Annotated in this window: 22 protein-coding genes, 1 tRNA gene and 1 pseudogene; 19 read left to right on the forward strand and 5 right to left on the reverse strand. The window is 60.9% G+C overall.

Annotation, left to right across the window (positions count from 1 at the left end):
• The first annotated feature begins 31 nt into the window (after positions 1 to 31).
• From acs (V5N13_RS07930) to V5N13_RS07965, 8 genes are all read left to right on the forward strand, one after another.
• Complete coding sequence (gene acs / locus V5N13_RS07930; RefSeq protein ID WP_336360327.1) at positions 32 to 1,969, forward strand: acetate--CoA ligase; 1,938 nt, start codon at positions 32 to 34, stop codon at positions 1,967 to 1,969.
• A gap of 145 nt (positions 1,970 to 2,114) precedes the next feature.
• A complete protein-coding gene (locus V5N13_RS07935; RefSeq protein WP_336360328.1) occupies positions 2,115 to 3,851 on the forward strand; it encodes a bacterio-opsin activator domain-containing protein in 1,737 nt (578 codons plus the stop codon).
• Between the two features lie 213 nt (positions 3,852 to 4,064).
• Entirely contained in the window at positions 4,065 to 6,053 is a 1,989-nt protein-coding gene (gene acs / locus V5N13_RS07940) for an acetate--CoA ligase (RefSeq protein WP_336360329.1), read from the forward strand.
• Positions 6,054 to 6,112: 59 nt separating this feature from the next.
• Positions 6,113 to 6,571: a DUF4212 domain-containing protein gene (locus V5N13_RS07945; RefSeq protein WP_336360330.1), complete on the forward strand. Its 459-nt coding sequence runs from the start codon at positions 6,113 to 6,115 to the stop codon at positions 6,569 to 6,571.
• On the forward strand, positions 6,568 to 8,247 hold the full coding sequence (locus tag V5N13_RS07950) for a sodium:solute symporter family transporter (RefSeq protein WP_336360331.1): 1,680 nt from the start codon (positions 6,568 to 6,570) through the stop codon (positions 8,245 to 8,247). Before V5N13_RS07945 ends, V5N13_RS07950 begins: the two co-directional genes overlap by 4 nt.
• 2 nt (positions 8,248 to 8,249) lie before the next feature.
• A complete protein-coding gene (locus V5N13_RS07955) occupies positions 8,250 to 8,711 on the forward strand; it encodes a universal stress protein (protein WP_336360332.1) in 462 nt (153 codons plus the stop codon).
• The gene (locus tag V5N13_RS07960; protein WP_336360333.1) at positions 8,711 to 8,950 is read left to right on the forward strand and encodes a hypothetical protein; all 240 of its coding nucleotides are present in this window, start codon (positions 8,711 to 8,713) and stop codon (positions 8,948 to 8,950) included. Before V5N13_RS07955 ends, V5N13_RS07960 begins: the two co-directional genes overlap by 1 nt.
• Positions 8,951 to 9,054: 104 nt before the next feature.
• Entirely contained in the window at positions 9,055 to 9,765 is a 711-nt protein-coding gene (locus V5N13_RS07965; RefSeq protein ID WP_336360334.1) for a competence/damage-inducible protein A, read from the forward strand.
• Here the strand turns inward: V5N13_RS07965 and V5N13_RS07970 are convergent, their stop codons facing one another.
• On the reverse strand, positions 9,766 to 10,965 hold the full coding sequence (locus V5N13_RS07970) for a CBS domain-containing protein (protein ID WP_336360335.1): 1,200 nt from the start codon (positions 10,963 to 10,965) through the stop codon (positions 9,766 to 9,768).
• Between the two features lie 81 nt (positions 10,966 to 11,046).
• Here V5N13_RS07970 and V5N13_RS07975 point away from each other — a divergent pair, with 81 nt between their 5' ends.
• The 4 genes from V5N13_RS07975 (at position 11,047) to V5N13_RS07990 (ending at position 15,505) form a co-directional block, all read left to right on the forward strand.
• Positions 11,047 to 11,421, forward strand: coding sequence for a cupin domain-containing protein (locus tag V5N13_RS07975; RefSeq protein WP_336360336.1), 375 nt, complete (start codon positions 11,047 to 11,049; stop codon positions 11,419 to 11,421).
• 38 nt (positions 11,422 to 11,459) lie between these two features.
• Complete coding sequence (locus V5N13_RS07980; protein ID WP_336360337.1) at positions 11,460 to 13,514, forward strand: DEAD/DEAH box helicase; 2,055 nt, start codon at positions 11,460 to 11,462, stop codon at positions 13,512 to 13,514.
• A gap of 70 nt (positions 13,515 to 13,584) precedes the next feature.
• Entirely contained in the window at positions 13,585 to 15,366 is a 1,782-nt protein-coding gene (locus tag V5N13_RS07985; RefSeq protein WP_336361423.1) for an SLC13 family permease, read from the forward strand.
• A 66-nt stretch (positions 15,367 to 15,432) separates the two neighbouring features.
• Positions 15,433 to 15,505, forward strand: a tRNA-Pro gene (locus tag V5N13_RS07990).
• Between the two features lie 244 nt (positions 15,506 to 15,749).
• On the opposite strand, the gene V5N13_RS07995 is transcribed toward V5N13_RS07990, so the two are convergent.
• Complete coding sequence (locus V5N13_RS07995; protein ID WP_336360338.1) at positions 15,750 to 16,178, reverse strand: type II toxin-antitoxin system VapC family toxin; 429 nt, start codon at positions 16,176 to 16,178, stop codon at positions 15,750 to 15,752.
• Positions 16,175 to 16,450, reverse strand: a complete 276-nt coding sequence (locus V5N13_RS08000) for a hypothetical protein (protein ID WP_332897372.1) — start codon at positions 16,448 to 16,450, stop codon at positions 16,175 to 16,177. The genes V5N13_RS07995 and V5N13_RS08000 overlap by 4 nt, the downstream gene beginning before the upstream one ends.
• 164 nt (positions 16,451 to 16,614) lie before the next feature.
• Between V5N13_RS08000 and V5N13_RS08005 the strand changes: the two genes are divergently transcribed.
• Entirely contained in the window at positions 16,615 to 16,821 is a 207-nt protein-coding gene (locus tag V5N13_RS08005; RefSeq protein ID WP_332897373.1) for a hypothetical protein, read from the forward strand.
• Here V5N13_RS08005 and V5N13_RS08010 read toward each other — a convergent pair.
• Positions 16,812 to 17,348, reverse strand: coding sequence for a GNAT family N-acetyltransferase (locus V5N13_RS08010; RefSeq protein ID WP_336360339.1), 537 nt, complete (start codon positions 17,346 to 17,348; stop codon positions 16,812 to 16,814). The genes V5N13_RS08005 and V5N13_RS08010 overlap by 10 nt on opposite strands.
• 120 nt (positions 17,349 to 17,468) lie before the next feature.
• Here V5N13_RS08010 and V5N13_RS08015 point away from each other — a divergent pair, with 120 nt between their 5' ends.
• From V5N13_RS08015 to V5N13_RS17150, 4 genes and pseudogenes are all read left to right on the forward strand, one after another.
• Positions 17,469 to 19,565 (forward strand): minichromosome maintenance protein MCM, encoded by a 2,097-nt coding sequence (locus V5N13_RS08015; protein WP_336360340.1) that lies wholly within the window; start codon positions 17,469 to 17,471, stop codon positions 19,563 to 19,565.
• Between the two features lie 23 nt (positions 19,566 to 19,588).
• Positions 19,589 to 19,843 carry a DUF7854 family protein gene (locus V5N13_RS08020; protein WP_442905093.1) on the forward strand — a complete coding sequence of 85 codons (255 nt, stop codon included), beginning with the start codon at positions 19,589 to 19,591 and terminating at the stop codon, positions 19,841 to 19,843.
• A 73-nt stretch (positions 19,844 to 19,916) separates the two neighbouring features.
• The gene (locus tag V5N13_RS08025) at positions 19,917 to 20,537 is read left to right on the forward strand and encodes a DUF7504 family protein (protein WP_442905065.1); all 621 of its coding nucleotides are present in this window, start codon (positions 19,917 to 19,919) and stop codon (positions 20,535 to 20,537) included.
• A gap of 43 nt (positions 20,538 to 20,580) precedes the next feature.
• Positions 20,581 to 20,691 (forward strand): annotated as a pseudogene (locus tag V5N13_RS17150) (DUF7855 family protein); the annotation flags it as partial.
• A 111-nt stretch (positions 20,692 to 20,802) separates the two neighbouring features.
• Here V5N13_RS17150 and V5N13_RS08035 read toward each other — a convergent pair.
• Complete coding sequence (locus V5N13_RS08035) at positions 20,803 to 21,231, reverse strand: HIT family protein (protein WP_336360343.1); 429 nt, start codon at positions 21,229 to 21,231, stop codon at positions 20,803 to 20,805.
• A 214-nt stretch (positions 21,232 to 21,445) separates the two neighbouring features.
• On the opposite strand from V5N13_RS08035, the gene V5N13_RS08040 reads away from it, so the two are divergent.
• Positions 21,446 to 22,708, forward strand: coding sequence for an ABC transporter substrate-binding protein (locus V5N13_RS08040; protein ID WP_336360344.1), 1,263 nt, complete (start codon positions 21,446 to 21,448; stop codon positions 22,706 to 22,708).
• A 2-nt stretch (positions 22,709 to 22,710) separates the two neighbouring features.
• Positions 22,711 to 23,556: an ABC transporter ATP-binding protein gene (locus tag V5N13_RS08045; protein ID WP_336360345.1), complete on the forward strand. Its 846-nt coding sequence runs from the start codon at positions 22,711 to 22,713 to the stop codon at positions 23,554 to 23,556.
• The last annotated feature ends 10 nt before the right edge of the window (positions 23,557 to 23,566 follow it).

A 23,566-nucleotide genomic window follows, 5' to 3' on the forward strand; every position in this document is an offset into this window, starting at 1 on the left:
TTTTGTGACCCTCCACACTGATGTAAGGCACATGGACAACGGCAGGAGTCGGTCGGAGAAAGCCTTGTCACCGCCCAGCGAGTGGGTCGCTCCACCGAGCGCGTTCGTCGCACAGGCGAACGTCACAGACGAGGGCATCTACGAAGAGTTCGAGGAGAACTGGCCCGAGTGCTGGGAGCACGCCGCGACACTCCTCGACTGGAACCGTCCCTACGAGCGCGTCCTCGACGACAGCGACGGGTTTCGCTGGTTTCCCGGCGGAAAACTGAACGCCTCGTACAACTGCGTAGACCGCCACATCGAAGCCGGTCGGAAGAATCAAGCGGCGCTCACCTGGGAGGGCGAACTCGGGGAGACACGAACCTACACCTATCAAGCGCTTTCGCGCGAGGTGAACGCCTTTGCGGCGGCGCTACGAGAGTTGGGTGTCGAAGAGGACGACGTTGTCACCCTCTACATGCCGATGATTCCCGAGTTACCGATTGCGATGCTCGCGTGTGCCAGAATCGGCGCGCCCCATTCGGTCGTCTTCGCCGGCTTCTCCGCGGACGCCCTCGCCACGAGGATGGAAGAATCCGGCTCGGAACTCATCGTCACCTGTGACGGCTACTACCGCCGAGGCAACGCCATCACGATGAAAAACACCACGGACAACGCCTGCCTCGCCGTCCCACAGACAGTCGAACAGGTCGTGGTCACTCGCCTCGGCAACGACGATACCCTCGACCGCCACCACGACTACTCCGCGCTCGTCGACGCCCACGAAGGCGAGCGCGTCGAACCCGTCGCCCGCGACGCAGACGACCTCCTCTTTTACATCTACACCTCGGGGACGACCGGCGAGCCAAAAGAGGTGCGCCACACCACCGGCGGCTACCTCTCTCACGTCGCGTGGACCGCGCGCTCGGTGCTCGACATCAAACCCGAAGACACCCACTTTTGCTCTGCGGACATCGGCTGGATTACCGGCCACTCCTACATCGTCTACGGCCCGCTCGCCCTAGGCGCGACGACCGTCCTCTACGAGGGCACGCCGAATCAAGCGGAGAAAGACCGGCTCTGGGAGATTATCGAGCGCAACGCGGTGGACATCTTCTACACCGCATCGACCTCCATCCGGACGTTCGTAAAGTGGGGTGCTGAGTACCCAGAAAGCCACGACCTCTCCTCGCTGCGCCTGCTCGGCACCGTTGGTGAGCGCATCGACGCCAACGCGTGGCACTGGTATCACGAACACGTCGGTGGTGGTGCGTGCCCCATCGTTGATACGTGGTGGCAGACCGAAACCGGCGGGATGATGGTCACCACGCTGCCGGGTGTAGACCGGATGAAACCCGGTGCAGTGGGCCGACCACTGCCGGGTATCGACGCCGACATCGTTTCCGAACGCGGCGAGACGGTCGCACCCGGCGAACCCGGACGCCTGCTCATCACGAAGCCATGGCCGGCGATGCCACAGGGGTTTTGCGATGACGAGTGGGCAGTCACCGACCACGACGCCTACGAGGCGGGCGCGTGGCACTACATCACCGGCGACCGCGCCGTCGAGACCGACTACATCCAGTTGCTCGGCCGCGAAGACGACGTGGTGAACGTCTCGGGGCATCGAATCGGGACGAAAGAAATCGAGTCGGCCATCGTCGATGTCGAGGGTGTCGCGGAGGCCGCCGCCGTTGCCGGGCGACGCGACGTACAAGGGCGAACCATCCACGTCTACGTCACGCCAGAGCGGAACGTCGTCGGCGACGAACAGTTAGAGCAGGCGGTGCGGGATGCCGTTGCGGACGCAATCGGTGAGATTGCCATCCCAGAACGGATTACGTTTGCGCCCGCACTTCCGAAAACGCGCTCGGGGAAAATCATGCGTCGGCACTTAGAAGCCATCGCCAACGGCGAGCAACTCGGTGACACGAGCGCGCTTCGCAACCCCGAAGTCGTCGGTGAACTCGAATCCATCGTCGACGAGTGAGCGTTTCGGAGAAATAGAGAAACGTGAAGGAATTTTCCGAGAGAGTTCGGGAGAAGCTACGCGAATAGTCGCAATACCCGACTGTGCTCCAACAGAAGCAGGGAAAGAATTAACTGCAGCTCTTTTGAAAAAGACGAATGATAGCATGTCCCGCACAGCGCGTTCGACGGTGCTCACGCCCGAGGCGTTCGAGCGGCTGAAGCGAGCGACCGAAACCTACCGCGAAGACCTCGTCGTCACGCTGATGGGGGACGCCGGACTCAGGCCGAGCGAGGTGGTCTGCGTTCGCCCGAGAGACCTGTCCACGCGCGAGCGCGGCGGCGGGTCACACGCCCTTTTGACCGTCGGAACCGACCAAGAGAGCCGGGTGATGTACCTTCGGCCGGCCGTGGCTCACGACCTCCGGAAGTTCATCTCGGTGAACGACATCGGCCGAGACGAGCCGGTGTTCGACGTGAGCGCACGACGCATCCAGATGCTCGTCTCGGACGTGGCCACTCGGACGGACGACGCGCGCTTGCAGTCGGTTTCCTCGCGTGATTTACGCCAGTACTTCGCCCATCGCTTGCTAAAAAGAGAGCGCATCCACCCCCAAATCGTGCGGGCGGTCGGCGGGTGGAAGAGCCTCGAAAGCTTAGATCACTACTTCGAACCACCGAGCGAGGCGGCGATTATCGACGCCTTCACCGCGGAATCGAGGGACCAGCCCGACCGCCCACCCGCCACACCGCAGGCCGGGGGCGATACAGAGTTGGTCGACTGCATGGCGACGCTTGGCGCGTCTCTGACGGAGGCGACGACGCGCACGGAGGTCGAACGAGCCACCTGTGAAGCGCTCGCGGGCGTCTACCACACGGCGTGGGTGTGTGACGAACAGGGCGTTCCACGAACCTACGCGAACCACCGCGACGAAGGCGACGTCGACTTACGCGAGGTGGTAGACGAGGCGGGCGGGTTCGACAGCTTCGAACAGGAGGCAGAAACCGTCGTCCTGCGAAACGTCATGACCCACGTCAGCGGGCGGTTGACCGGGTGTGCACTCGTCGTCGCGCCACTCAAATCGAGCGACCGCGTCCACGGCCTGCTCTGTGTGGCCCACCAGACGGTCGAATCCGGAGACCGCGAGTTCGTCGCAGACGTCGGCAGACGAGTTGGTGAAGCCATCACGTCGCTCGAACGCAAACGGCTGTTGCTCGCGGATACGGGCGTCGAGTTGACGTTTCGCAGTACCGATACCGAGGACTTTCTGGTGGCGACCTCCCACGACCTCGGCTGTCGGTTCGAGCTCGAAGGCGCAGTGCCCGTCGAAGCAGACGCCCTGCTGTATTTCGTCACCGTCCGCAACGCGGACGTGCGCGCGGTGCTCGACCGTATTTCGAGTGCGTCGGGGGTCACCGAAGGCCGGTTGATTGGCGACCACAGCACGGGCGCGGTGCTCGAACTCGTCGTGCGCGACCAGACGTTCATCTCTGCGCTCGTAGACCGAGGCGGCACGGCTCAGAAACTCACCGTCGAAGACGGCGTTGCGGAGATTGCGGGCGTGTTCTCTCGGCGCGTCGATATTCGCTCGGTGGTCGAAACCCTCACACAGGAGTTCCCCGAGTCAGAACTGGTCGCAAAACGCGAGATAGAACAGCCGACCCAGACCACGGCGGGCGTTCGACAGGTGATGGAAGACAGCCTCACCGAGAAACAGCGCTCGGTGCTCCGGGCGGCGTACTTCGCTGGCTACTTCGAGTGGCCGCGTGGTTCGACCGCAGAAGAACTCGCGGCGTCGATGGGCGTCTCCTCACCGACATTGCATAACCACCTGCGGAAAGCCCAACAGAAGGTGCTCACCGCGGTCATCGAGGACACAGACAGCACCGTCCGCGACGCCTGAACACATACGCAAACCAGACTTTCTTTCGCAGACAGGAAACGGACACTAACTACTTAGAGACGCGACGGCGGGCACGACAGCGCGTCCGTGGCTGTGACGCGCCAGAACGCCAAAAACGACCGCGAAAGCGCCGCTTGCGGTTGTGTGTGAACAATTGGGATAGTTAGTTACACCACTTATTAGGGAACATAATGGTTGTTAACTCGGCTCACCATGTCGCACGACACAGACGCCGAACTGGAGGCTCGGTTGGCAGAACAAGAGCGATTCAGCCCGCCTGAATCGTTCGTCGCACAGGCGAACGTCACGGATGAGGGCATCTACGAGGAGTTCGAGGAGAACTGGCCCGAGTGCTGGGAGCAGGCGGCGGCGCTCCTGGACTGGGACGAACCCTACGACACCGTGCTCGACGATTCGAACCCGCCGTTTTTCGAGTGGTTCACGGGCGGCTCGCTCAACGCATCTGCGAACTGCCTTGACCGACACCTCGATGAACGCGGCGATGAAGCCGCAATCGAGTGGATTGGCGAACCGACCGAGGAGGAAAATCGCACCTATACCTATCGGGAGTTACACCGCGAAGTAAACGAGTTCGCCGCCGCACTCAAAGACCTCGGTGTCGCAGAGGATGACGTTGTCACCCTCTACATGCCGATGATTCCCGAGTTGCCGATTGCGATGCTCGCGTGTGCCAGAATCGGCGCGCCCCATTCGGTCGTCTTCGCCGGCTTCTCCGCGGACGCCCTCGCCACGAGGATGAACGCCGCAGACTCGGAGTTCCTCGTCACCTGTGACGGCTACTACCGCCGGGGCGACCCCCTCGAACACAAGGAGAAAGCCGACGAGGGGCTTTCGGGCGTCGAACACGACGTCGAAACCGTCGTTGTCGACCGACTCGATGACGACTACGACCACCCGATGGAGGCGAATCACCACGACTACGACGACCTCGTGGAGGCACAAGCAGGGATGACGGTCGACCCCGTTTCCAGGGACGCAGAGGACATGTTGTTCCTCATGTACACTTCGGGGACGACGGGCCAGCCAAAGGGCGTCAAACACACCACGGGTGGCTACCTCTCGTGGGCGTCCTGGACCGGCCAAGCCGTCCTCGACATCAAGCCCGAAGACACCTACTTCTGTGCCGCAGACATCGGCTGGATTACCGGCCACTCCTACATCGTCTACGGCCCACTCGCGCTCGGGACGACCACGATGATGTACGAGGGGACGCCAGACTACCCCGAGAAAGACCGTCTCTGGGAGATCGTAGAGGAGTACGAAGCGAACCAACTCTACACCGCGCCGACGGCGATTCGGGCGTTCATGAAGTGGGGGTCCCAGTACCCAGAAAGCCACGACCTCTCCTCGCTGCGCCTGCTCGGCACCGTCGGTGAACCCATCAACCCACGCGCGTGGAAGTGGTACTACAAGTACATCGGCGGCGAGGAGTGCCCCATCGTCGATACGTGGTGGCAGACCGAGACCGGCGGCATGATGATTACGACGCTGCCCGGCGTCTCCGAGATGTCGCCCGGGTCTGCCGGACCGCCGCTGCCCGGACTCGACGTGCGCATCGTGGACAACGATGGCGAACAGGTCAAACCCGGCCGCGCGGGCTATCTCACGGTCAACAAGCCGTGGCCCGGCATGCTCCGGACGCTGTATCGCAACGACGAGCGCTACATCGACGAGTACTGGCGCACCTATTCTGACGTAGACAGCGACGACCCGGACGACTGGGTGTACTTCCCCGAAGACGGCGCGAAGATTTCTGAAGACGGCTACATCACCGTCCTCGGCCGCGTCGACGACGTCATCAACGTCTCTGGCCACCGCCTCGGGACGATGGAAATCGAATCGGCCATCGTCGGCGTTGAAGGCGTCGCAGAGGCGGCAGTCGTCGGCGGTCACCACGACGTGAAAGGCGAGGCCGTCTACGCCTACGTCATCACCGAAGACGGCTACGAGGGCGACGACGCGATGGCAGAACGCATCATCGAAGGTGTCAACTCGGCCATCGGCCCAATCGCCCGCCCAGAGCAGGTCGTCTTCACCCCCGAGTTGCCCAAAACGCGCTCTGGGAAAATCATGCGCCGCCTGCTCGAAGACATCGCAAACGGCGACGAACTCGGAAACACCTCGACGCTCAGAAACCCCGAAATTGTCTCTGAAATCGCGGCAAAGGTAAAGAACGACTGACTCACCAGTCGCGCTTTTTTCACACAATCGGCTCACACGACCACTGCACACTACGACCTATGGAAGAAAAACACACACATGATACGGCGGATGCACCGCGGGTCGAACCCGACGGCGGCACGCTCACGCAGGCTGCAAAGAAACACCGGAACACAGACTACCTAGACGAGGAGGTGAACCTCCTCAAACCGAGCACGCCCTTCATGCGAGACCACCTCAGAGTGGTCTGGGCCAGTTTCGCCATCTGGGCGCTCATCGTCTTCGGCCCGGTGACGGCGACGGCACTCGCCCCTGAAGCGATGACGGTGACGATGCCGGTCATCGGCTTCCCGCTGCACTACTTCCTCATCGCCTTCGGTGCACCGACGGGCGCGCTCATCCTCGCGGCCATCTACGCCCGCCAACGCGATAAACTCGACCAAAAATACGGAATCGAGCACGGCACCACCGGGACCAAGCAGACAAAAAGCAGCAAACAGCGCGATGTAGAGGCCACTGACGGCGGTGTCGAGAAATGATACTGCCACTGCAAGCAGAGGCCCTCGACATCTCGTTCAAGCTCATCCCGGCCATCATCGTCTTCCTGATGATGGCGTCGTTCCTCGTCATCGGCTACATCTTCAAAGTGGCAGACACTGAGGGGATGTGGGTCGCTGGACGTGGCATCGGCAACATCGAGAACGGCATGGCAATCGGCGCGAACTGGATGTCGGCTGCGTCCTATCTCGGCCTCGCCGGACTCGTGGCGTTGGCTGGCTTCTACGGGCTCGCGTTCATCGTCGGCTGGACGACCGGCTACTTCGTCCTGCTCATCTTCCTCGCCGCGCAGATGCGTCGGTTCGGGAAATACACGGCACCCGACTTCGTCGCAGACCGATTCAACTCACCGACCGCGCGTGCGCTTGCGGCGTTTACGACGCTCCTCATCGCGTACGTCTACTCGGTCGGACAGGCCCGCGGGATGGGACTCGTCGGCCAGTACGTTTTCGGCCTTGACATCATTCCGATGATTATCGTGATGATGACCATCACGGTTGGCTATCTCGCGCTCTCGGGGATGCTCGGCGCGACGAAGAACATGGCCGTCCAGTACGTCATCCTCATCGTCGCGTTCCTCGCGGGCGTGTACGTCGTTGGCTTCACGCAGGGCTACTCGACGATTCTCCCGCAAATCGAGTACGGCCTGCTCATCAACGAACTGGGTCGCCAGTTCTCAGCGCCGTTCCAGAACGCCTCGTACTACATCTGGGTTGCGACGGCGTTCTCGCTCATCTTCGGGACTTGTGGCCTCCCGCACGTCCTCGTGCGCTTCTACACGGTCAAAAGCGAGCGGACCGCCCGCTGGTCGACCGTCTGGGGGCTGTTTTTCATCCTCCTGCTGTACTGGGCCGCGCCAGCGATGGCGGCGTTCGGCGTCGACCTCTTCGCAAAAGTCAACAACATCTCGCCTGATGCCGTCTTCAGTGGTGCACAGGCGATGTCCGGCGCGGAAGGCGACGTCATCGTCGTCCTCGCCGCGCAGTTCGCCAACCTGCCGCGCTGGTTCGTCGGCCTCGTGGCTGCCGGTGCGATGGCCGCGGCGATTGCGACCACGGCAGGCCTGTTCATCACGGCGTCGTCGGCGGTTGCACACGACATCTATTCCGAACTCATCAACCAGGACGCAACCCAGCGCCAGCAGGTGCTCATCGGTCGGGCGACCATCATCGGGATTGGCGCACTCGTGACCGTGACCGCGTTCAACCCACCGGCGCTCATCGGTGAACTCGTCGCCTACGCGTTCTCGCTCGCCGGAACCGTGCTGTTCCCGATGTTCTTCCTCGGTCTCTGGTGGGAGAACACCAACCGAGAGGGCGCACTCGCCGGGATGACCGTCGGGCTGCTCCTCTGGATAACGTCGGTTATCAACAGCGTGCTCCCGGCCTACGTTCCGTTCCTTGCAGATATCGCCGGTGGGTCCGGAAACGCGCTCATCCCGATTTACGCCCAGTACGTGCCCCCGATTGGGGCCGCACTGGTCGGCACGCCGCTCGTCTTCCTCGTCACCATCGCCGTCTCACTGGTGACGCCGGAACCATCGCTTGAGACGAAACGGATGGTTCGCCAGTGTCACAGCCCAGAACCGATGGGCCAGCAACAGAGCGCAGAAGACATCGTCTCAAGCAGCGGCGGTAAAACGCCCGCTGACGACTAACCATGTACGAGAACATCCTCATTCCGACTGACGGAAGCGACACGGCGAACGTCGCGGTTGCCCACGCCGTCGACCTCGCTGCAACCTACGGTGCCCGACTGCACGCCCTGTACGTCGTCGACATCGACGCGGTGAACTTCGGGCTCGGCACCGAACAGGTAGACCGCATCACACAGGGCAACTTCGGTGAGATGACCGAACTGCAAGAGAAGGCAGACAAGGCGACGGGAGCCGTCGCCGCAGCGGCCGCTGACCACGACGTAGAGGTTCACGAGGAGGTACGCGTCGGCGCGCCACACGACGTCATCGCGGAGTATGCCGATTCGAAGGACATCGACCTCGTCGTGATGGGCAGCCACGGCCGGTCGGGCGTCAAGCGGGCGCTCCTCGGGAGCGTCACCGAGCGCGTCCTCCGAACGACCCACCGCCCAGTGCTCGTCATTGACGAACGAGGTGACGACTGATGGGCGAGGAGGTTTCGGCGAGCGGTGGGCTGGTTGCGACCGTCCGAAATCATGTCCACGAGCACCGTGACGGGATGGTCGTCGACCTCGCGTTCGCGCTCTGTTGGGTCACGGTCGTGACCATCCTGTTCGACGTGTTGCAGGGGCCAGAGTGGGCCTACCAACTGTGCCTGCTCTCCGGCGTGATTGCCTACTTCGGCTTTTTCGCCTCGCTCTCGGTCGCAAAACAAGGCCAGTAACCACCACACGCGCTCTTTTTCGGCCGCATTCTCCACTGGAACCGAAGGGGTTCACTGGCAGGTTCGCCCGACCGCTTAACCCGCTCGCCAGACCAGATGTGGGTATGCAAGTCGCACTGTTGACCGTCGGCGACGAACTCCTCGCCGGCGATATCGACAACACGAACGCCTCGTGGCTGGCCCGGCAGTTGGGCGAGCGAGGCGTCTCAGTCGTGCGGGTTCTCGTGGTTCCCGACGACGAGGAAGTCATCGCAAACCAGATTCGAGCGTACAGCGACGCCTTCGACGCCGTCATCGTGACCGGCGGCCTCGGCGGGACGCCAGACGACGTGACGATGGCGAGCCTCGCCCGTGCGTTCGACCGCGACCTCGAAGTGAACGACGAGGCGCTTGAAGCGGTCGAAGCGCGTCTCGCCGCAATAGCCGACAAATATCCGGATTTGGACATCGACGCGACCGCAGAGGCGTCGATTCCGGCTGGTTCGCGGGTGCTAATTAACGACGCTGGACTCTCACCCGGGTGCGTGTTGAAAAATGTCTACGCCGTTCCCGGCATCCCCTCGGAGATGCAGGCCATGTTCGAACAGGTCGCAACCGAGTTCTCGGGTGACATGCAGACGCGGACGCTCTACACGCCGACGCCGGAAGGGCAGTTGCTCTCGGTGCTCAGGACGGTCAGAGACGAGTTTGGCGTCGCCGTCGGGTGTTATCCGAATCGCGAGGAGGGGCGAAACCGACTGAAGTTGCGGGGAACAGATGAGAAAGCGCTCGACGCCGCGGCGGCGTGGTTACACGAGGAAATCGAGACGGTCTGATTACTGGGATGGGTCGTCGAACATCTGTGACGGCGGCTCGACGGCGGTTTTGCCGGGTCGCACCTGCGTTGGTCCGCTCGACTGGATGATGTCGAAGGCGGTCATGAGGTCGGTCCGCGAGATGAGGCCGTGGAACGTGCCCATTTCGTCCACGACGAGCAGGCGGCCGATGCCGTGTTGTTGCATCTGCTGGAGCGCGTCAAGGGCGTTGCTCTCAGGCGGAATCGTGTGGAGTTCGTCGCTCATCACATCGGACACCGTGTAGGCGTCGCGTTCGACTTCCTTCACTTCGCGGGCGTCAGAGAGCGTGACCATGCCGACGAGGTCGGTGTTTCGCATGACGGGGTAGCCCGTGTGGCGTTCTTCGAACATCCGGCGGAGCAGTTCGGTCACGGAGTTGTCGGGACTCACCGAATCGACCTGGTCTTTTGGCGTCATGATGTCGCTGACGCGGACGCCCTCGAAGGCGGCTTTCATCGTCATCTGCTGGCTCTCTGAGGAGGCGCCGATGTAGATGAAAAACGCGATGGCGACCATGAAGATGCCACCGCCACCGAACAAGCCGATCAGGGCGAGGAAGATGGCGAACGCCTTGCCCACCTCGGCGGCGATGCGGGTGGCTTGGGCGTACGGCCGATTGCGCGCGAGCAGAGCACGGAGGACGCGCCCGCCGTCCATCGGAAAGCCCGGCAAGAGGTTGAACGCCGCGAGCGCGAAGTTGGTGAGTGCGAGATAGCCAATGACGAATTTGACCGGGTCGCTGAAGCCGGGAACCGCGACGAGGATGAGGTAGAATATGATGCCCTGTGCGATGCTGACGATGGGGCCAGCGATGGCGATGAGGAGTTCCTGTTTCCAGTTTTCGGGCATCTCGGTGAGTTGGGCAACCCCGCCGAGCAACCAGAGTTTGATGGAGGCGATGGGGAAGCCAAATCGCATGGAGACCAGCGAGTGGCCGAGTTCGTGGAGGACGACGCCGATGAACAGGCCAACTGCGCTGACCGCGCCGAGAATCCACGGCATCTGGGTCCCATCGAGGTTTGCGGGGTCGATGGCCGTCCCCCAGAGACTGTTCAGCGTCCCTGCCCACAGTCCGACCTGCGTCCCGATGAGCCACGCGAACACGGGAAGTACCAGCAGGAATGTCAGGTCGAGTTTGATCGGGATGCCAAACAGCCGCCCGATCTGGAAGCTTCGCATGACTGGGGGTAAGCGCGCAAGCCCCTTAAGAGCGCGTGCGGTGTGACCAATTCTTATCCCGACAGCGGGGCTAAATGGGGTATGACAGACCAGCCAACCCCACTCGTTCGCCGCGCCGAAGATATCACCTACGAACCTGTCGGGGCGGCGGAGGGAATGGCAAAAGGCGTCCTCATCAGCGACCAAGAGGGCGCACCACATTTCGCCATTCGCCGGTTCACCCTTGACCCCGGCGCGAGCGTTCCGAAGCACACGAACGAGGTCGAACACGAACAGTACGTCTTAGAGGGCGAGTACGTCGTCGGGATTGGTGACGAGGAGTACACCGTCACTGCGGGCGATTCGCTGTTGATTCCGGCTGGAACGGTCCACTGGTATCGAAACGAGAGCGACGAGCCGGGTGCGTTCCTCTGTGCGGTGCCAAACGGCGACGACACCATCTCCCTCACCGAGTAGCGAGTGACTGAAGTACCCGGGCCTGCGTACATTCGACCGTGTCACAGCAGCTCGCCCGGGTCGACACGCTGTTCCTCCACGAGATTGGCGACTACTATCTCGTCTCCGTCATGCGCGACGGCGAGCGGGTGTTTCGCGCCCGACTCGAACTCAAGGAGACGAACGCAGGTCCTCGACCCGCCCGCTTTCGGGTGATTCGCGGCTCCAACGAAGAGCCACGCAGCCCCGACCAGTTCGTCGAAATCGCCCGGCGAGCCAGCCGCATTCGCATCTCAGAGCAGACCTCATCGCACGCCGAAGCAGAACTCCTCGAGATGCTTGACGGCTACCAACTCGAAGCAAAACGCGTGCGTACCTGCCGCATTTGCGCCGGAGAGGGGCGCTATTCGCCGCTCACGAGCGAGACGGCCATCGAAACCGACCGCGAGCACATCTGTCCCGACTGTGCAAAACGCGAGCTAGAGCGCGAACTCTCCTTCCAAGGCGAATTGACCGCGACCGCCGTCGAACGCCTCGAAGACCTCCTCCTGTCGGTACAGAACTTAGAGCGGATTACGAACCTCCTGAAGGGGAACTTAGACCCCGACCTGACGAAGTTCGACGAGATTTCGGCCACCGTCGAGGACGTAGACCCCGTGACGACAAAGTCACTTAAGATGCATCCGGGCATCAAGAACCTGCTCACCGACCGCTTCGATACCCTCCTGCCAGTCCAGAGTCTGTCGGTGAGAAACGGTCTCCTCGACGGCAACGACCAGCTCGTCGTGAGTGCAACCGCAACCGGGAAAACGCTCATCGGGGAGATGGCGGGCCTCAACAACCACCTCAACAACAAGGGGAAGATGCTGTTTCTCGTCCCCCTCGTCGCGCTCGCAAACCAGAAACACGAGGACTTCAAGAAGCGCTACGGCCACCTCGGCAAGGTCACGATTCGCGTCGGTGCGAGTCGGGTACAGGACAACGGCAATCGCTTCGACCCGAACGCGGACGTGATTGTGGGCACCTACGAAGGCATCGACCACGCACTGCGGACGGGCAAGGACTTGGGCGACATTGGAACGGTCGTCATCGACGAAGTCCACATGTTAGAAGACGAGGGCCGGGGCCACCGCCTCGACGGCCTCATCTCGCGGCTCAAGTACTACTGCGACGAGCGCGCCAAACGCAAGAAATCGTACTCAGGCGCACAGTGGATTTACCTGTCTGCGACCGTCGGCAACCCGAAGTGGCTCGCCAAACAGCTTCGGGCGACGCTCATCGAGTTCGAAGAGCGTCCGGTTCCCATCGAGCGCCACGTCACGTTCGCCTCAGGCGCTGAAAAGCCGCGCATCGAGAACAAACTCGTGCGCCGCGCGTTCGACACGAAATCCTCGAAGGGCTATCGCGGGCAGACGATTATCTTCACCAACTCGCGGCGACGCTGTCACGAGATTACGCGGAAACTGGATTACAACGCCGCACCGTACCACGCGGGCCTAGACTACAAGCGTCGCAAGAAAGTCGAGAAAATGTTCGCAGAACAGGAACTGGCCGCCGTGGTCACGACCGCGGCGCTCGCGGCGGGGGTTGACTTCCCTGCCTCGCAGGTCATCTTCGACTCGCTCGCCATGGGAATCGAGTGGCTTTCCGTCCAAGAGTTCCACCAGATGCTCGGACGCGCCGGGCGGCCCGATTACCACGACAAGGGCGTCGTCTACCTCCTCGTCGAACCTGACGGCTCCTACCACGGCAGCATGGAGCGCTCTGAAGACGAAGTCGCGTTCACGCTGCTGAAAGACGAGATGGAACCCGTCGAAACCCCCTACGACGAGGACGCCGCCGTCGAAGAAACGCTGGCGAACCTCGTCGTCGCCGGAAAAGGGGCAAAGCGGCTGAACGACCGCATGCTCGGCGACATTCCGACGAAACACGCGATTGGAAAGCTGTTGCAGTACAACTTCATCGACGGGTTCGAACCGACACCCCTCGGGCGTGCGGTGGCGCGTCACTTCCTCTCACCGGGCGAGGCGTTCACCATGTTAGACGGCATTCGGAAGGGGCTCAGTCCGTACGAAATCGTGGCGAACATCGAGTTGCGCGACCCGGAATCCTGACGACCGCACTCTTTTTCCCAGTTGCACCTGACATAGGTGTGTGGTACTTTCAGCGTTGACACCGGGAGCCATGGTGGTTTTTACCATCATCCTCATCGCACTCGTTCTGTTTGCGACCGAGCCGGTTCCCGTCGACATCACCGCAATCGGCATCATGGTCGCGCTGATGGTACTTGGGCCGCTGACCGGCATCACGCCCGAAGACGGGATTTCCGGCTTTGCGAGTCCGGCAACCGTCACCGTGCTCGCGATGTTCGTCCTGAGTTACGGCATCCAGCGAACTGGCGTCATCCAGATGCTCGGGGCGTGGGTGGCGAAGTTCACCCGTGAGAGCGAAGGGCGACAACTGTTTGCGACCGTCGGCATCGTCGGCCCAATCTCGGGGTTCATCAACAACACCGCGGCGGTGGCGATTCTCCTGCCGATGGTGACGGATTTGGCCCACAAAGGGCGCACCTCGCCCTCAAAGCTCCTGATTCCGCTCTCGTATGCCTCGATGTTCGGTGGGATGTTAACCCTGATTGGAACCTCGACAAGCATCCTCGCTTCCGACCTGTCGGCGCGACTGCTCGACCGCCCGTTTACGATGTTCGAGTTCACGCAACTCGGCGCGATTGTGACCGTCGTTGGCGTGCTCTACTTGCTCACCATCGGGCGATTCTTGCTCCCAGAGCGCATCAAACCGGAAGAAGACCTCACCGAAGAGTACGAGATGGCCGAGTACCTGACCGAAGTGGTCGTCCGAGAGGACTCACCCATCATCGGCCAGACAGTGCAAGAAGCGCTCAAAGAGACCGATTTCGACGTTGACTTGATTCAGTTGATTCGCAACGACGCCGTCTTCTTAGAACCGCTCGGCCCGAAGATGATTCAGGCGGGCGATATTTTCGCGGTGCGTACCGACCGACGGACGCTCGTCCAACTGATTGACGCAGAAGGGTTAGACCTCCTTCCCGAGGTAAAAGTCACCGACGAGGAGCTGGAGCAAATCGGTGAGGGGCGCAACCTCATCGAAGTCGTCATCGCACCCTCGTCTGCGCTCGTCGGCCAGTCGCTCTCGACGGCGAACTTCCGCCAGCGGTATGACGCGACCGTGCTCGCACTGCGCCGGGGTGGCGAGCTCATCCGCCAGCGGATGGACAACTCGCCGCTTCGTGTGGGTGACACGCTGCTCGTCCAAGCGACGGGCGACAGCATCAACCGCCTCAGCCGGAATCGCAACTTCATTATCGCCCAAGAAGTCGAGCGTCCTGACTACCGGGAGTCGAAGATTCCGATTGCCGTCGGCATCGTGACCGGCGTCGTCGCTCTCGCCGCCCTCGGCGTGGTTCCCATCGTCGTCGCGGCGCTCGGCGGGGCGGTGGCGATGGTCGCAACCGGCTGTCTCCGCCCGCCTGAGGTGTACGAAGCGGTGCAGTGGGACGTCATCTTCCTGCTCGCGGGCGTGATTCCGCTCGGCATTGCGATGGAGCGCACCGGTGCGGCTGAGTTGCTCGCCAACCTCATCGTGATGTCAGCAGACGTGTTGCCCGCGATTGGCGTGCTCGGGGTGTTCTACATCGGGACGGCGTTGCTCACGAACATCATCAGCAACAACGCGAGCGTGGTGCTCATGATTCCGGTGGCGATTCAGGCGGCGGGCGACATCGGCGCGAACGCCTTCTCGTTCGTCCTCGCGGTGACGTTCGCCGCCTCGACGGCGTTCATGACGCCCGTTGGCTACCAGACCAACCTGTTCGTCTACGGCCCGGGCGGCTACAAGTTCATGGACTACGTGAAAGTCGGGACGCCGCTCCAACTCGTGTTCGCCGTCGTGACGACGGTGGGCATCTACATGATCTGGGGCGTGTAAGTCGGTAGCAAACCGGCAGACGCGGAACGAAACCCTTTACAACTGCTGCCGATAAGCCAGTATTGCGGGACCATGGGGTAGCTTGGTATCCTTCAGCGTTTGGGACGCTGTGACCCTGGTTCAAATCCGGGTGGTCCCATAATTCTCTCGCGAGCAAATTGGCGAGCGAGAGCTTTCTGATGAGCCGCGGATTTGAAGCAGAGAGCGAGTGATAGCGAGCGACCGTGGTTCAAATCCGGGTGGTCTCACTGAACTTCTGTCGCGAACAAACTCGTGAGCGGCTGCTGTTGTGATGAACAGCCGATTTGAACGAAGGAGCGTCAGCGACTGGTGTTCAAATCCGGGTGGGAACACGCGTGAGAGCGACGATTTGAGCAATCCACTCAGAAACCCGGTTCGATGCGCTCTACGAGTCCGTCGAAATCGGTATCGAAACTCAACACGGCGTCAATGCCGCGTGACTCACACTGTGCGAGTATCGTCGCGTCGGTGAAACTCAGGTCGTGGTCGTCGTAGCGTCGGAAGGTTTCGAGCGACGCTTGAACGTCGTCCGGTTCGACGTGAAGCATGTCGAAGACGGATGGAAACGGGTCTTCGCCGAGGATACGACGGGCGACGGTGTCTGCAGCGTCAAACGACCCGGTCCGAACACGCGTGAGTGTCACGGTTTCGTCGAGCACGTAGTCATTCGTATACGGTTGTCCGTAGGCTCCGTCGAGCAGTTCGTCAAACGCTGAGACTGCGCTGTCGTGGCGGTCTGCGTCCGTATCGTGGTGTGCGAAGAACACGCCGGTATCGACAAAGACGCTCATCCGTAGAGCACGTCGTCGATGTCGTCTTCGGTCGTTGTGACCCCAGAGGAGACCATTCCCGCGTGGAACTGCTCGCGTTCGGAGTCGGTAAGGGGAACGCGTTGCTCGCGGAATGAGTCGATGAGGTCTGCTTTGGACTCGATGGCGCGTTCGACAAGCCGTGCCAGAATCTCCTGTTGGGTGACTCGGTTCCCAGTTTTCAGCCGAATCTCAGCCTGAAGCCGTTCAAGCTGGGATTTGGTGTCGTCGTCCATCTTTACCGAGGTTGCCATAGTAGTAGTAGAACATTCTACTGGGTAAATGTTGCTACCACCATTGTGAGTGAGAGAGAATGGGATAGAGACGTCTGCGGTAGAGAGCACCGTGTTTGTGTCCGGGTTCACGTCTGGGAACGTCTGAGCAGAGAGACTACTACGTGGGAGACCAATCATAGAGCATGACAGACCCAGACCTGCTCATTCGACTCGATGTGCTCATCTCGCTGGTCGCTACTCTCGTGGTGTTGTTCACCGTCACGATGCTGTTCGTGGTGAACTTCTACGTCTGGGTGCTGACGGTACTGTTCGTCGGCGGCTTCGGATACTATACGTACACCGGATACAGGGGCGGAATCGAAGAAGGGAAACAGTCCAGTCAGCTCTGAGCCGCCCGCCACTCGTCTTCGAGAATTCCATACAGCAACAAGTCCACGTACTCGTGGTCGATGAACCCGCCGTCGCGGAGGTGGCCTTCTTTGGTGAAGCCGAGTTTTTCAAGCACGCGCTGTGACCCGGTGTTAAAGTCGTAAACGTAGGCGATGAGTTTGTGCAGACGACGGTGGCCAAAGCCGTAGTCGCAGACGAGCGAGACGGCTTCGGTGGCGTAACCGTTGCCCCAGTGGTCGGGAGCAATCCAGTAGCCGAGGGTGCCAGAGCCGTGGACGGTGTCGAAGTCGCTCAGGCTGATGAAACCAACGGACTCGCCGTCGGCACAAATCAGGAGGCGCACGTCGTCGCCGTCGCTCCACGATTCGTACCACTGTTCTTCCTGTAACTCGTTTACGGGTGCGGCTTTGGCGAGCGAATGCCAGACTGCCGGGTCGTTTGCGTGTTGCTGGATGAAATAGAGGTCGGCGCGCGACACGGTGTGCAACGAGACGGTGTCACCGGAGAGAAAGACGGGGCCGGGCATCAACGAATCACTGCATGTGGCGAGGTCGGCTTCGTATATAGTGATTCGCCCGAGTGAGATTCACTTTCAGTCCGCCCTTTGCCAAACTACTTAGCCGATGGTGGGGTACATTTCAGTTGAATGGCGCACGCGGAAAACGCAGAGCTCATAGACCGATTCGAAGAGTTCTACCGGAACTACTACCGCGACGCAATCGGGGAACTCGCACAGAAGTACCCCAACGAGCAGCGGTCGCTGTATCTGGATTATCAAGACCTCTACCGCTTCGACCCCGACCTCGCAGACGACTATCAGTCACAGCCGGGCCAGCTCCAGCAGTACGCAGAGGAGGCGCTTCGGATGTACGACTTGCCGGTGGACGTGGGTCTCGGCCGGGCGCACATCCGCATCCGCAATCTGCCGGAGGCGACGGACATCCGGAAGATTCGCGCCCGGCATCGTGGCCGGCTCATCGCGGTGCAGGGCATCGTCCGCAAGGCAACCGACGTGCGGCCAAAGATTCAGGAGGCCGCCTTCGAGTGTCTGCGCTGTGGGACGTTGTCGTTCATCCAGCAGGCGGGTGGCGATTTCCAAGAGCCCCACGAGTGTCAGGGCTGTGAGCGACAAGGGCCGTTTTCGATCAACTTCGACCAGTCTGAGTTCATCGACGCCCAGAAACTCCGGGTACAGGAAAGCCCCGAGGGACTGCGCGGCGGTGAGACGCCCCAGAGCATCGACATCCACATCGAAGACGACATCACGGGGAAGGTTACGGCGGGCGACCACGTCCGCGTGACCGGGATTTTGCACTTAGAACAGCAGGGGAACAATCAAGAGAAGTCCCCGATGTTCGACGTGTACATGGAGGGCAGTTCCATCGTCATCGAAGACGAGCAGTTCGAAGACATGGACATCACCGAGGAGGACAAGAAAGCCATCATCGAACTCTCACAAGATGCGGAGATTTACGAGAAGATGGTCGGTTCGATTGCCCCCTCGATTTTCGGCTACGACCAGGAGAAGTTAGCGATGATTCTCCAGTTGTTCTCGGGCGTGACCAAGCACCTGCCAGACGGGTCTCGCATCCGCGGTGACCTGCACATGCTCCTCATTGGTGACCCCGGGACGGGGAAGTCCGCGATGCTCCAGTACATCCGAAACATCGCGCCGCGGTCGGTGTACACCTCCGGGAAGGGGTCGTCCTCTGCGGGTCTCACGGCCGCGGCGGTGCGCGACGACTTCGGTGACGGCCAGCAGTGGACGCTCGAAGCCGGAGCGCTCGTCCTCGCAGACAAGGGGATTGCGGCGGTGGACGAACTCGACAAGATGCGCCCGGAAGACCGCTCTGCGATGCACGAAGCGCTCGAACAACAGAGCATTTCAGTCTCAAAAGCGGGCATCAACGCGACGCTCAAGTCGCGGTGTTCGCTGCTCGGCGCGGCGAACCCCAAGTACGGTCGGTTCGACCCGTACGAGCCGATTGGCGAGCAAATCGACCTCGAACCGGCGCTCATCTCGCGGTTCGACCTCATCTTCACGGTGACGGACAAACCGGATGCAGAGAAGGACACCGAACTCGCAGAGCACATCATCAGAACCAACTACGCCGGCGAACTCCACACCCACCGCACGCACACGAACTCCTCTAACTTCACCGAACAGCAGGTGAACGACGTGACCGAGGAGGTCGCGCCGGTCATCGACGCCGAGTTGCTCCGCAAATACATCGCGTTCGCAAAGCGCACCTGCTACCCGACGATGAGCGACGAGGCGAAGGAGGCCATCCGCGACTTCTACGTCGACCTGCGCTCGAAAGGCGCAGACGAAGACGCGCCGGTGCCCGTGACCGCCCGGAAACTCGAAGGGCTAGTGCGGCTCGCAGAGGCGAGTGCGCGGTTGCGTCTCTCTGATACGGTGCACGAAGAGGACGCAGAGCGCGTCATCGAACTCGTCCGGTCGTGTCTACAGGACATTGGGGTTGACCCAGAAACCGGCCAGTTCGACGCGGACGTAGTCGAGACGGGGCGCTCTAAGACCCAGCGCGACCGCGTGAAGAACATCAAGAACCTCATCGCGGAAATCGAAAACGAGTACGAAGACGGCGCGCCAATCGACGTGGTGTTAGACCGCGCAGAGGAGATTGGCATGGACCACTCGAAGGCCGAACACGAAATCGAGAAGCTCAAACAGAAAGGCGAGGTGTACGAACCGCGCACCGACCACCTCCGGACGACATAGACCGGATTTCTGCCCTGCGAACCATCGAGAACGCGCTCGCCGCCTTCGAACAGGGTGAGACGGATTTAGCCAGCATGGAACAGCGCGTCCGTGGCGTGTTGCGCACGTATGCGACCGAGTTTACAGAGAATGCGCGGGCCGCCTACCGAGCATCTGGAGATACGTCCGTGGATGGATTGGTCGTGGTCGCGGCGTCGAGAGCACAGGCGCGCGAGCGCATCTTGGAGTTGAGTGAACAACCATCCACCTTCACCGTAGAGCGCGTCGACTCGCCGTAATGTCGAATTTTGAGACGTTCTGAAAAGGCGCAACGATTTTAGTCTTGCCAGTACATGTTACTGAGGAACGAGTTTGAGCCAACAGGAATCACAGGAGCAATCACTCCACAGTACGCTAGCAGATACCGCCAATATACTCCTGTGTACGCCACCGATGAGTCCAGCGGCGGACGATTCGTGCATGGAGTTGCTGACGCCACCGACGGAGACGGACGTGAACGTCCTGTGGGTTGCCTACTCTCGAACACCTGACAACTGCCTCACGCACTGGCACCAACACGGTAACACGCAACCAGCAGACATTTCGATTATTAACGTTGGTGATAGCGTGCGGTCGGCCAGCGCGGCCACTGGTGGCGGCGGCCCAGGCCCAATCCAGACGGTGGCGAGCGCGGGCGACCTGACTGGACTCGGGATTGCAATCAGCAACGTGCTCTCTCAGTGGGCAGAAACCGACGCCCAAACCGTCGTCTGTTTCGATTCGCTCACGGCGTTGCTCCAGTACGTCGAGCCCGAGAAGGCCTACGAGTTTTTACACGTGCTCACGGGACAGCTGTTCGCCGCAGACGCCATTGCCCACTTCCACATCAGCCCGGACGCTCACGACGACCAAACCGTTGCGATGCTTCGCTCGCTGTTCGACGCCGAAGTTTCGATTACAGAAGACGACGATCGCATCGTACTCACTCGCTGACTAGTCGATAATTTTAACAATCAATATTTCTGAACCGAGTAGTGTGCTCCTCGTCGTCACCTACTCTACTGCGGCCCGCCAGACGCTCCGAAACATCTGTCGTGCGCACGATGCCGTCGTGATTCGTCGGTTCGGGCGAGCCGCGCTGTTCGAGCGTGAGACGGGTCGTTCCCGCACCACCGACGACACCACAGAGGGCGAGCGACTGCGTCTTCTTATCCATATTTTGAACTACTCAACTAATCGTACAAAAAGATACGGAGCGTTACTCGGAAGCGGCGCGAATCCCGTCTGCGATGGCGTCAAACTCCTCGTCTGTCAGTTCCGGCATGGTTCTGATGATGGAGTGGACGGCCCCGCCGCCGTCGCCCTCGAAGCGCGGGACGATGTGAGCGTGGACGTGTTGTACCTCTTGACCTGCGGCCGTGCCGTTGTTGACGCCGATGTTCGACCCGTCCGCGGAGACGGCTTCTTCGACCGCGGGCGTGAGGTGATACAGCGCCTCGAAGACGGCTTCACCGAGGGCGTCGGGCAGGTCTGCCACGGTCCGGTGGTGGGCTTTCGGGATGACGAGCGTGTGGCCTTTCGTGAGTGGATTCACGTCGAGAAACGCCAACACGTTGTCGTCTTCGTACACCGTTCTACTCGGAATCTCTCCAGCGATAATCTTACAGAAAATACAATCGTCGGCCATGCGTTGTGTGTCGCGCGCGGATTTGAAGAAGGTTTCCCGTCTGAGAAATAATCGCGAAACGCGTCGTTTTATCGAAGAAGTTAGTGAATTTGTAAATTCGAGAGAGTGGATTCCAGAATTTAAAATCCATGGAGGGTAGCGGCATATAACTGACCGAAATATATAACACCGCACATTACAACATTGTTCAGGAGTAATAATGATGAATGGTCACATGAAACAGAGTACCAAATCACAAGACCAGCCTGCTAGCACGCAGTCTCGACGACGATTCATGCAGGCTGCGGGTGCTGCAGGCCTCCTCTCGGTCGCTGGCTGCCTCGGCGGTGGCGGTGGTAGTGGTGGCGAAGGCACGCTTTCGATTCCCGGCCTCTACGACCAGAGTGGGCCGACCTCAGACGTCGGTCGCCCGACCGCACTCGGCTCACGAGATGCGTTCAAATGGATTAACGAAGAGGGCATCATCGACCAAGAGATCAACCACAACGGGGTCGACTACGCCTACGACGTCGCGCAGGCAAATCAGCAGTACGACGAGTTTACCTCAGACGGGACGCCCCCAATCATCATTGGTTGGGGTACCGCAGACACCGAAGCGCTCGCGCCGAAAGTCGCCCGCGATAAGATTGTGTACATTTCGGCGTCCTACTCCGCGAAACTGCTCACGGAGGAAGCGCCGTACAACTTCTTCGGCAACTTAGACTACACGAGTCAGGCGCGTGCCCACCTGAAGTGGATTGCGGACAACGACCCCGACGGCAAAGTCGCGTTCATCTTCTCTAACACCTCGTTCGGGAAGGCACCCGTCGAAGGCGGGAAGGCATACGCAGAAGAGTTGGGCTTGGAGGTCGGCGACGACATCGACCTGCCGCTCACGGCGAACTCTGCGACGACGCAGCTTCGTAAGGCGAAGGACGACCAGATCGACTACCTCATCCACCAGAACACGGCCGCACCGATGCAGGTGTTGCTCAAAGACCGCCAGGACGTCTACCCAGAGGTCAACGTCATGGGGCTGACCTACACCGTAGACGAACTCCGCGTCCAAGAGTCACCGGAGACGTTCGAAGGCGTGCGCTACGCGAGTGGGTTCAAGACGTTCGCCGAGGTCATGGAAGGCAGCGGACAGGGTAAAGACGCCATCGAAGCCTCCTTCGAGCGCGAAGGCCGCGACATGGAAGACCCGGGCGTAGCGAACCTCAACTACGTCCGCGGCGTCATCCACGCGATGGTCGCCCTCAAAGGCATTCAGGAAGCCACCAACCTGGACTTAGACCCCTCGATGGGTGAGAACATCCGCTCTGCGATGTTCGAGATCAGCGACTGGGACGTGTTCGGCCTCGCAGAGCCGTTCACCTACGAAGAGGGCGACCGCCGCCCGACCATGACCGGTCGCATCTACCAAGTCGAAGACGGCGAGATGAAGTTCGACTCGAAGGCCGAACTGCCCCGCCGCGACGACTGGATTGGCCTCTGACGATGACGGCAAGCGAGGCAGAGACGACAGACCGGGCCACAGAAACGGGGCCACCGCCAGTCGTCGAACTCGACAACGCAGAAATCGTCTACGACCGCCACTTCCTCGCCGTCCAAGGCGTCTCGATGGAAGCGAACGAAGGCGACATCATCGCACTCCTTGGCCCGAACGGCGCGGGCAAGAGTACCATCTTAAAGATGATTTCCGGCATCGGCCGCTCCGAGCGTGGCGAGGTGTCTCGCGGAGGCATCTACTTCGACGGCGAGGACGTGACCAACTTCGGGACGAACGAGATGGTCTCCCGCGGCGTGACCCACATCCTCGAAGGACGACGGTCGTTTCGCGACCTGACGGTCGAAGAGAACCTCCGTTGTGGCCTCTACCGACAGGGCCGCCGGTTGCGTTTCAGCGAGGACGACTACGAACTCGCGTTCTCGTATTTCCCGCAGTTACAGGAGATAATGAACCTGAAAGCGGGGTACGCAAGCGGTGGCGAACAGCAGATGCTCGTGATTGCACGCGCGTTGCTCCACCGGCCGCGACTCCTCTTGCTCGATGAGCCATCGCTCGGCCTCGCGCCGAAACTGGTGCGCGACATCTTCGAGACGCTCAAAGAAATCAACGAAAAGGAGAACATCACGATGGTCATCGCAGACCAGAACGCCAAACGCACCCTCGATATCGCAGACTATGGCTATGTTATGGAAAACGGGCAAATCGAGCTTCACGACCCAGCAGACAGCCTCAAGAACCGCGAGGAAATCAAGGAGTTCTACCTCGGCACGAGTCGTGAGGAAGGGCGGTATACGGACATCCGCCACTACAAGATTCGCAAGCGGTGGACCTGATGGGAGGTGA

Origin of the sequence: Haladaptatus sp. ZSTT2 (assembly GCF_037081775.1) — an archaeon.
Taxonomy (GTDB): Archaea; Halobacteriota; Halobacteria; order Halobacteriales; family Halococcaceae; genus QDMS2.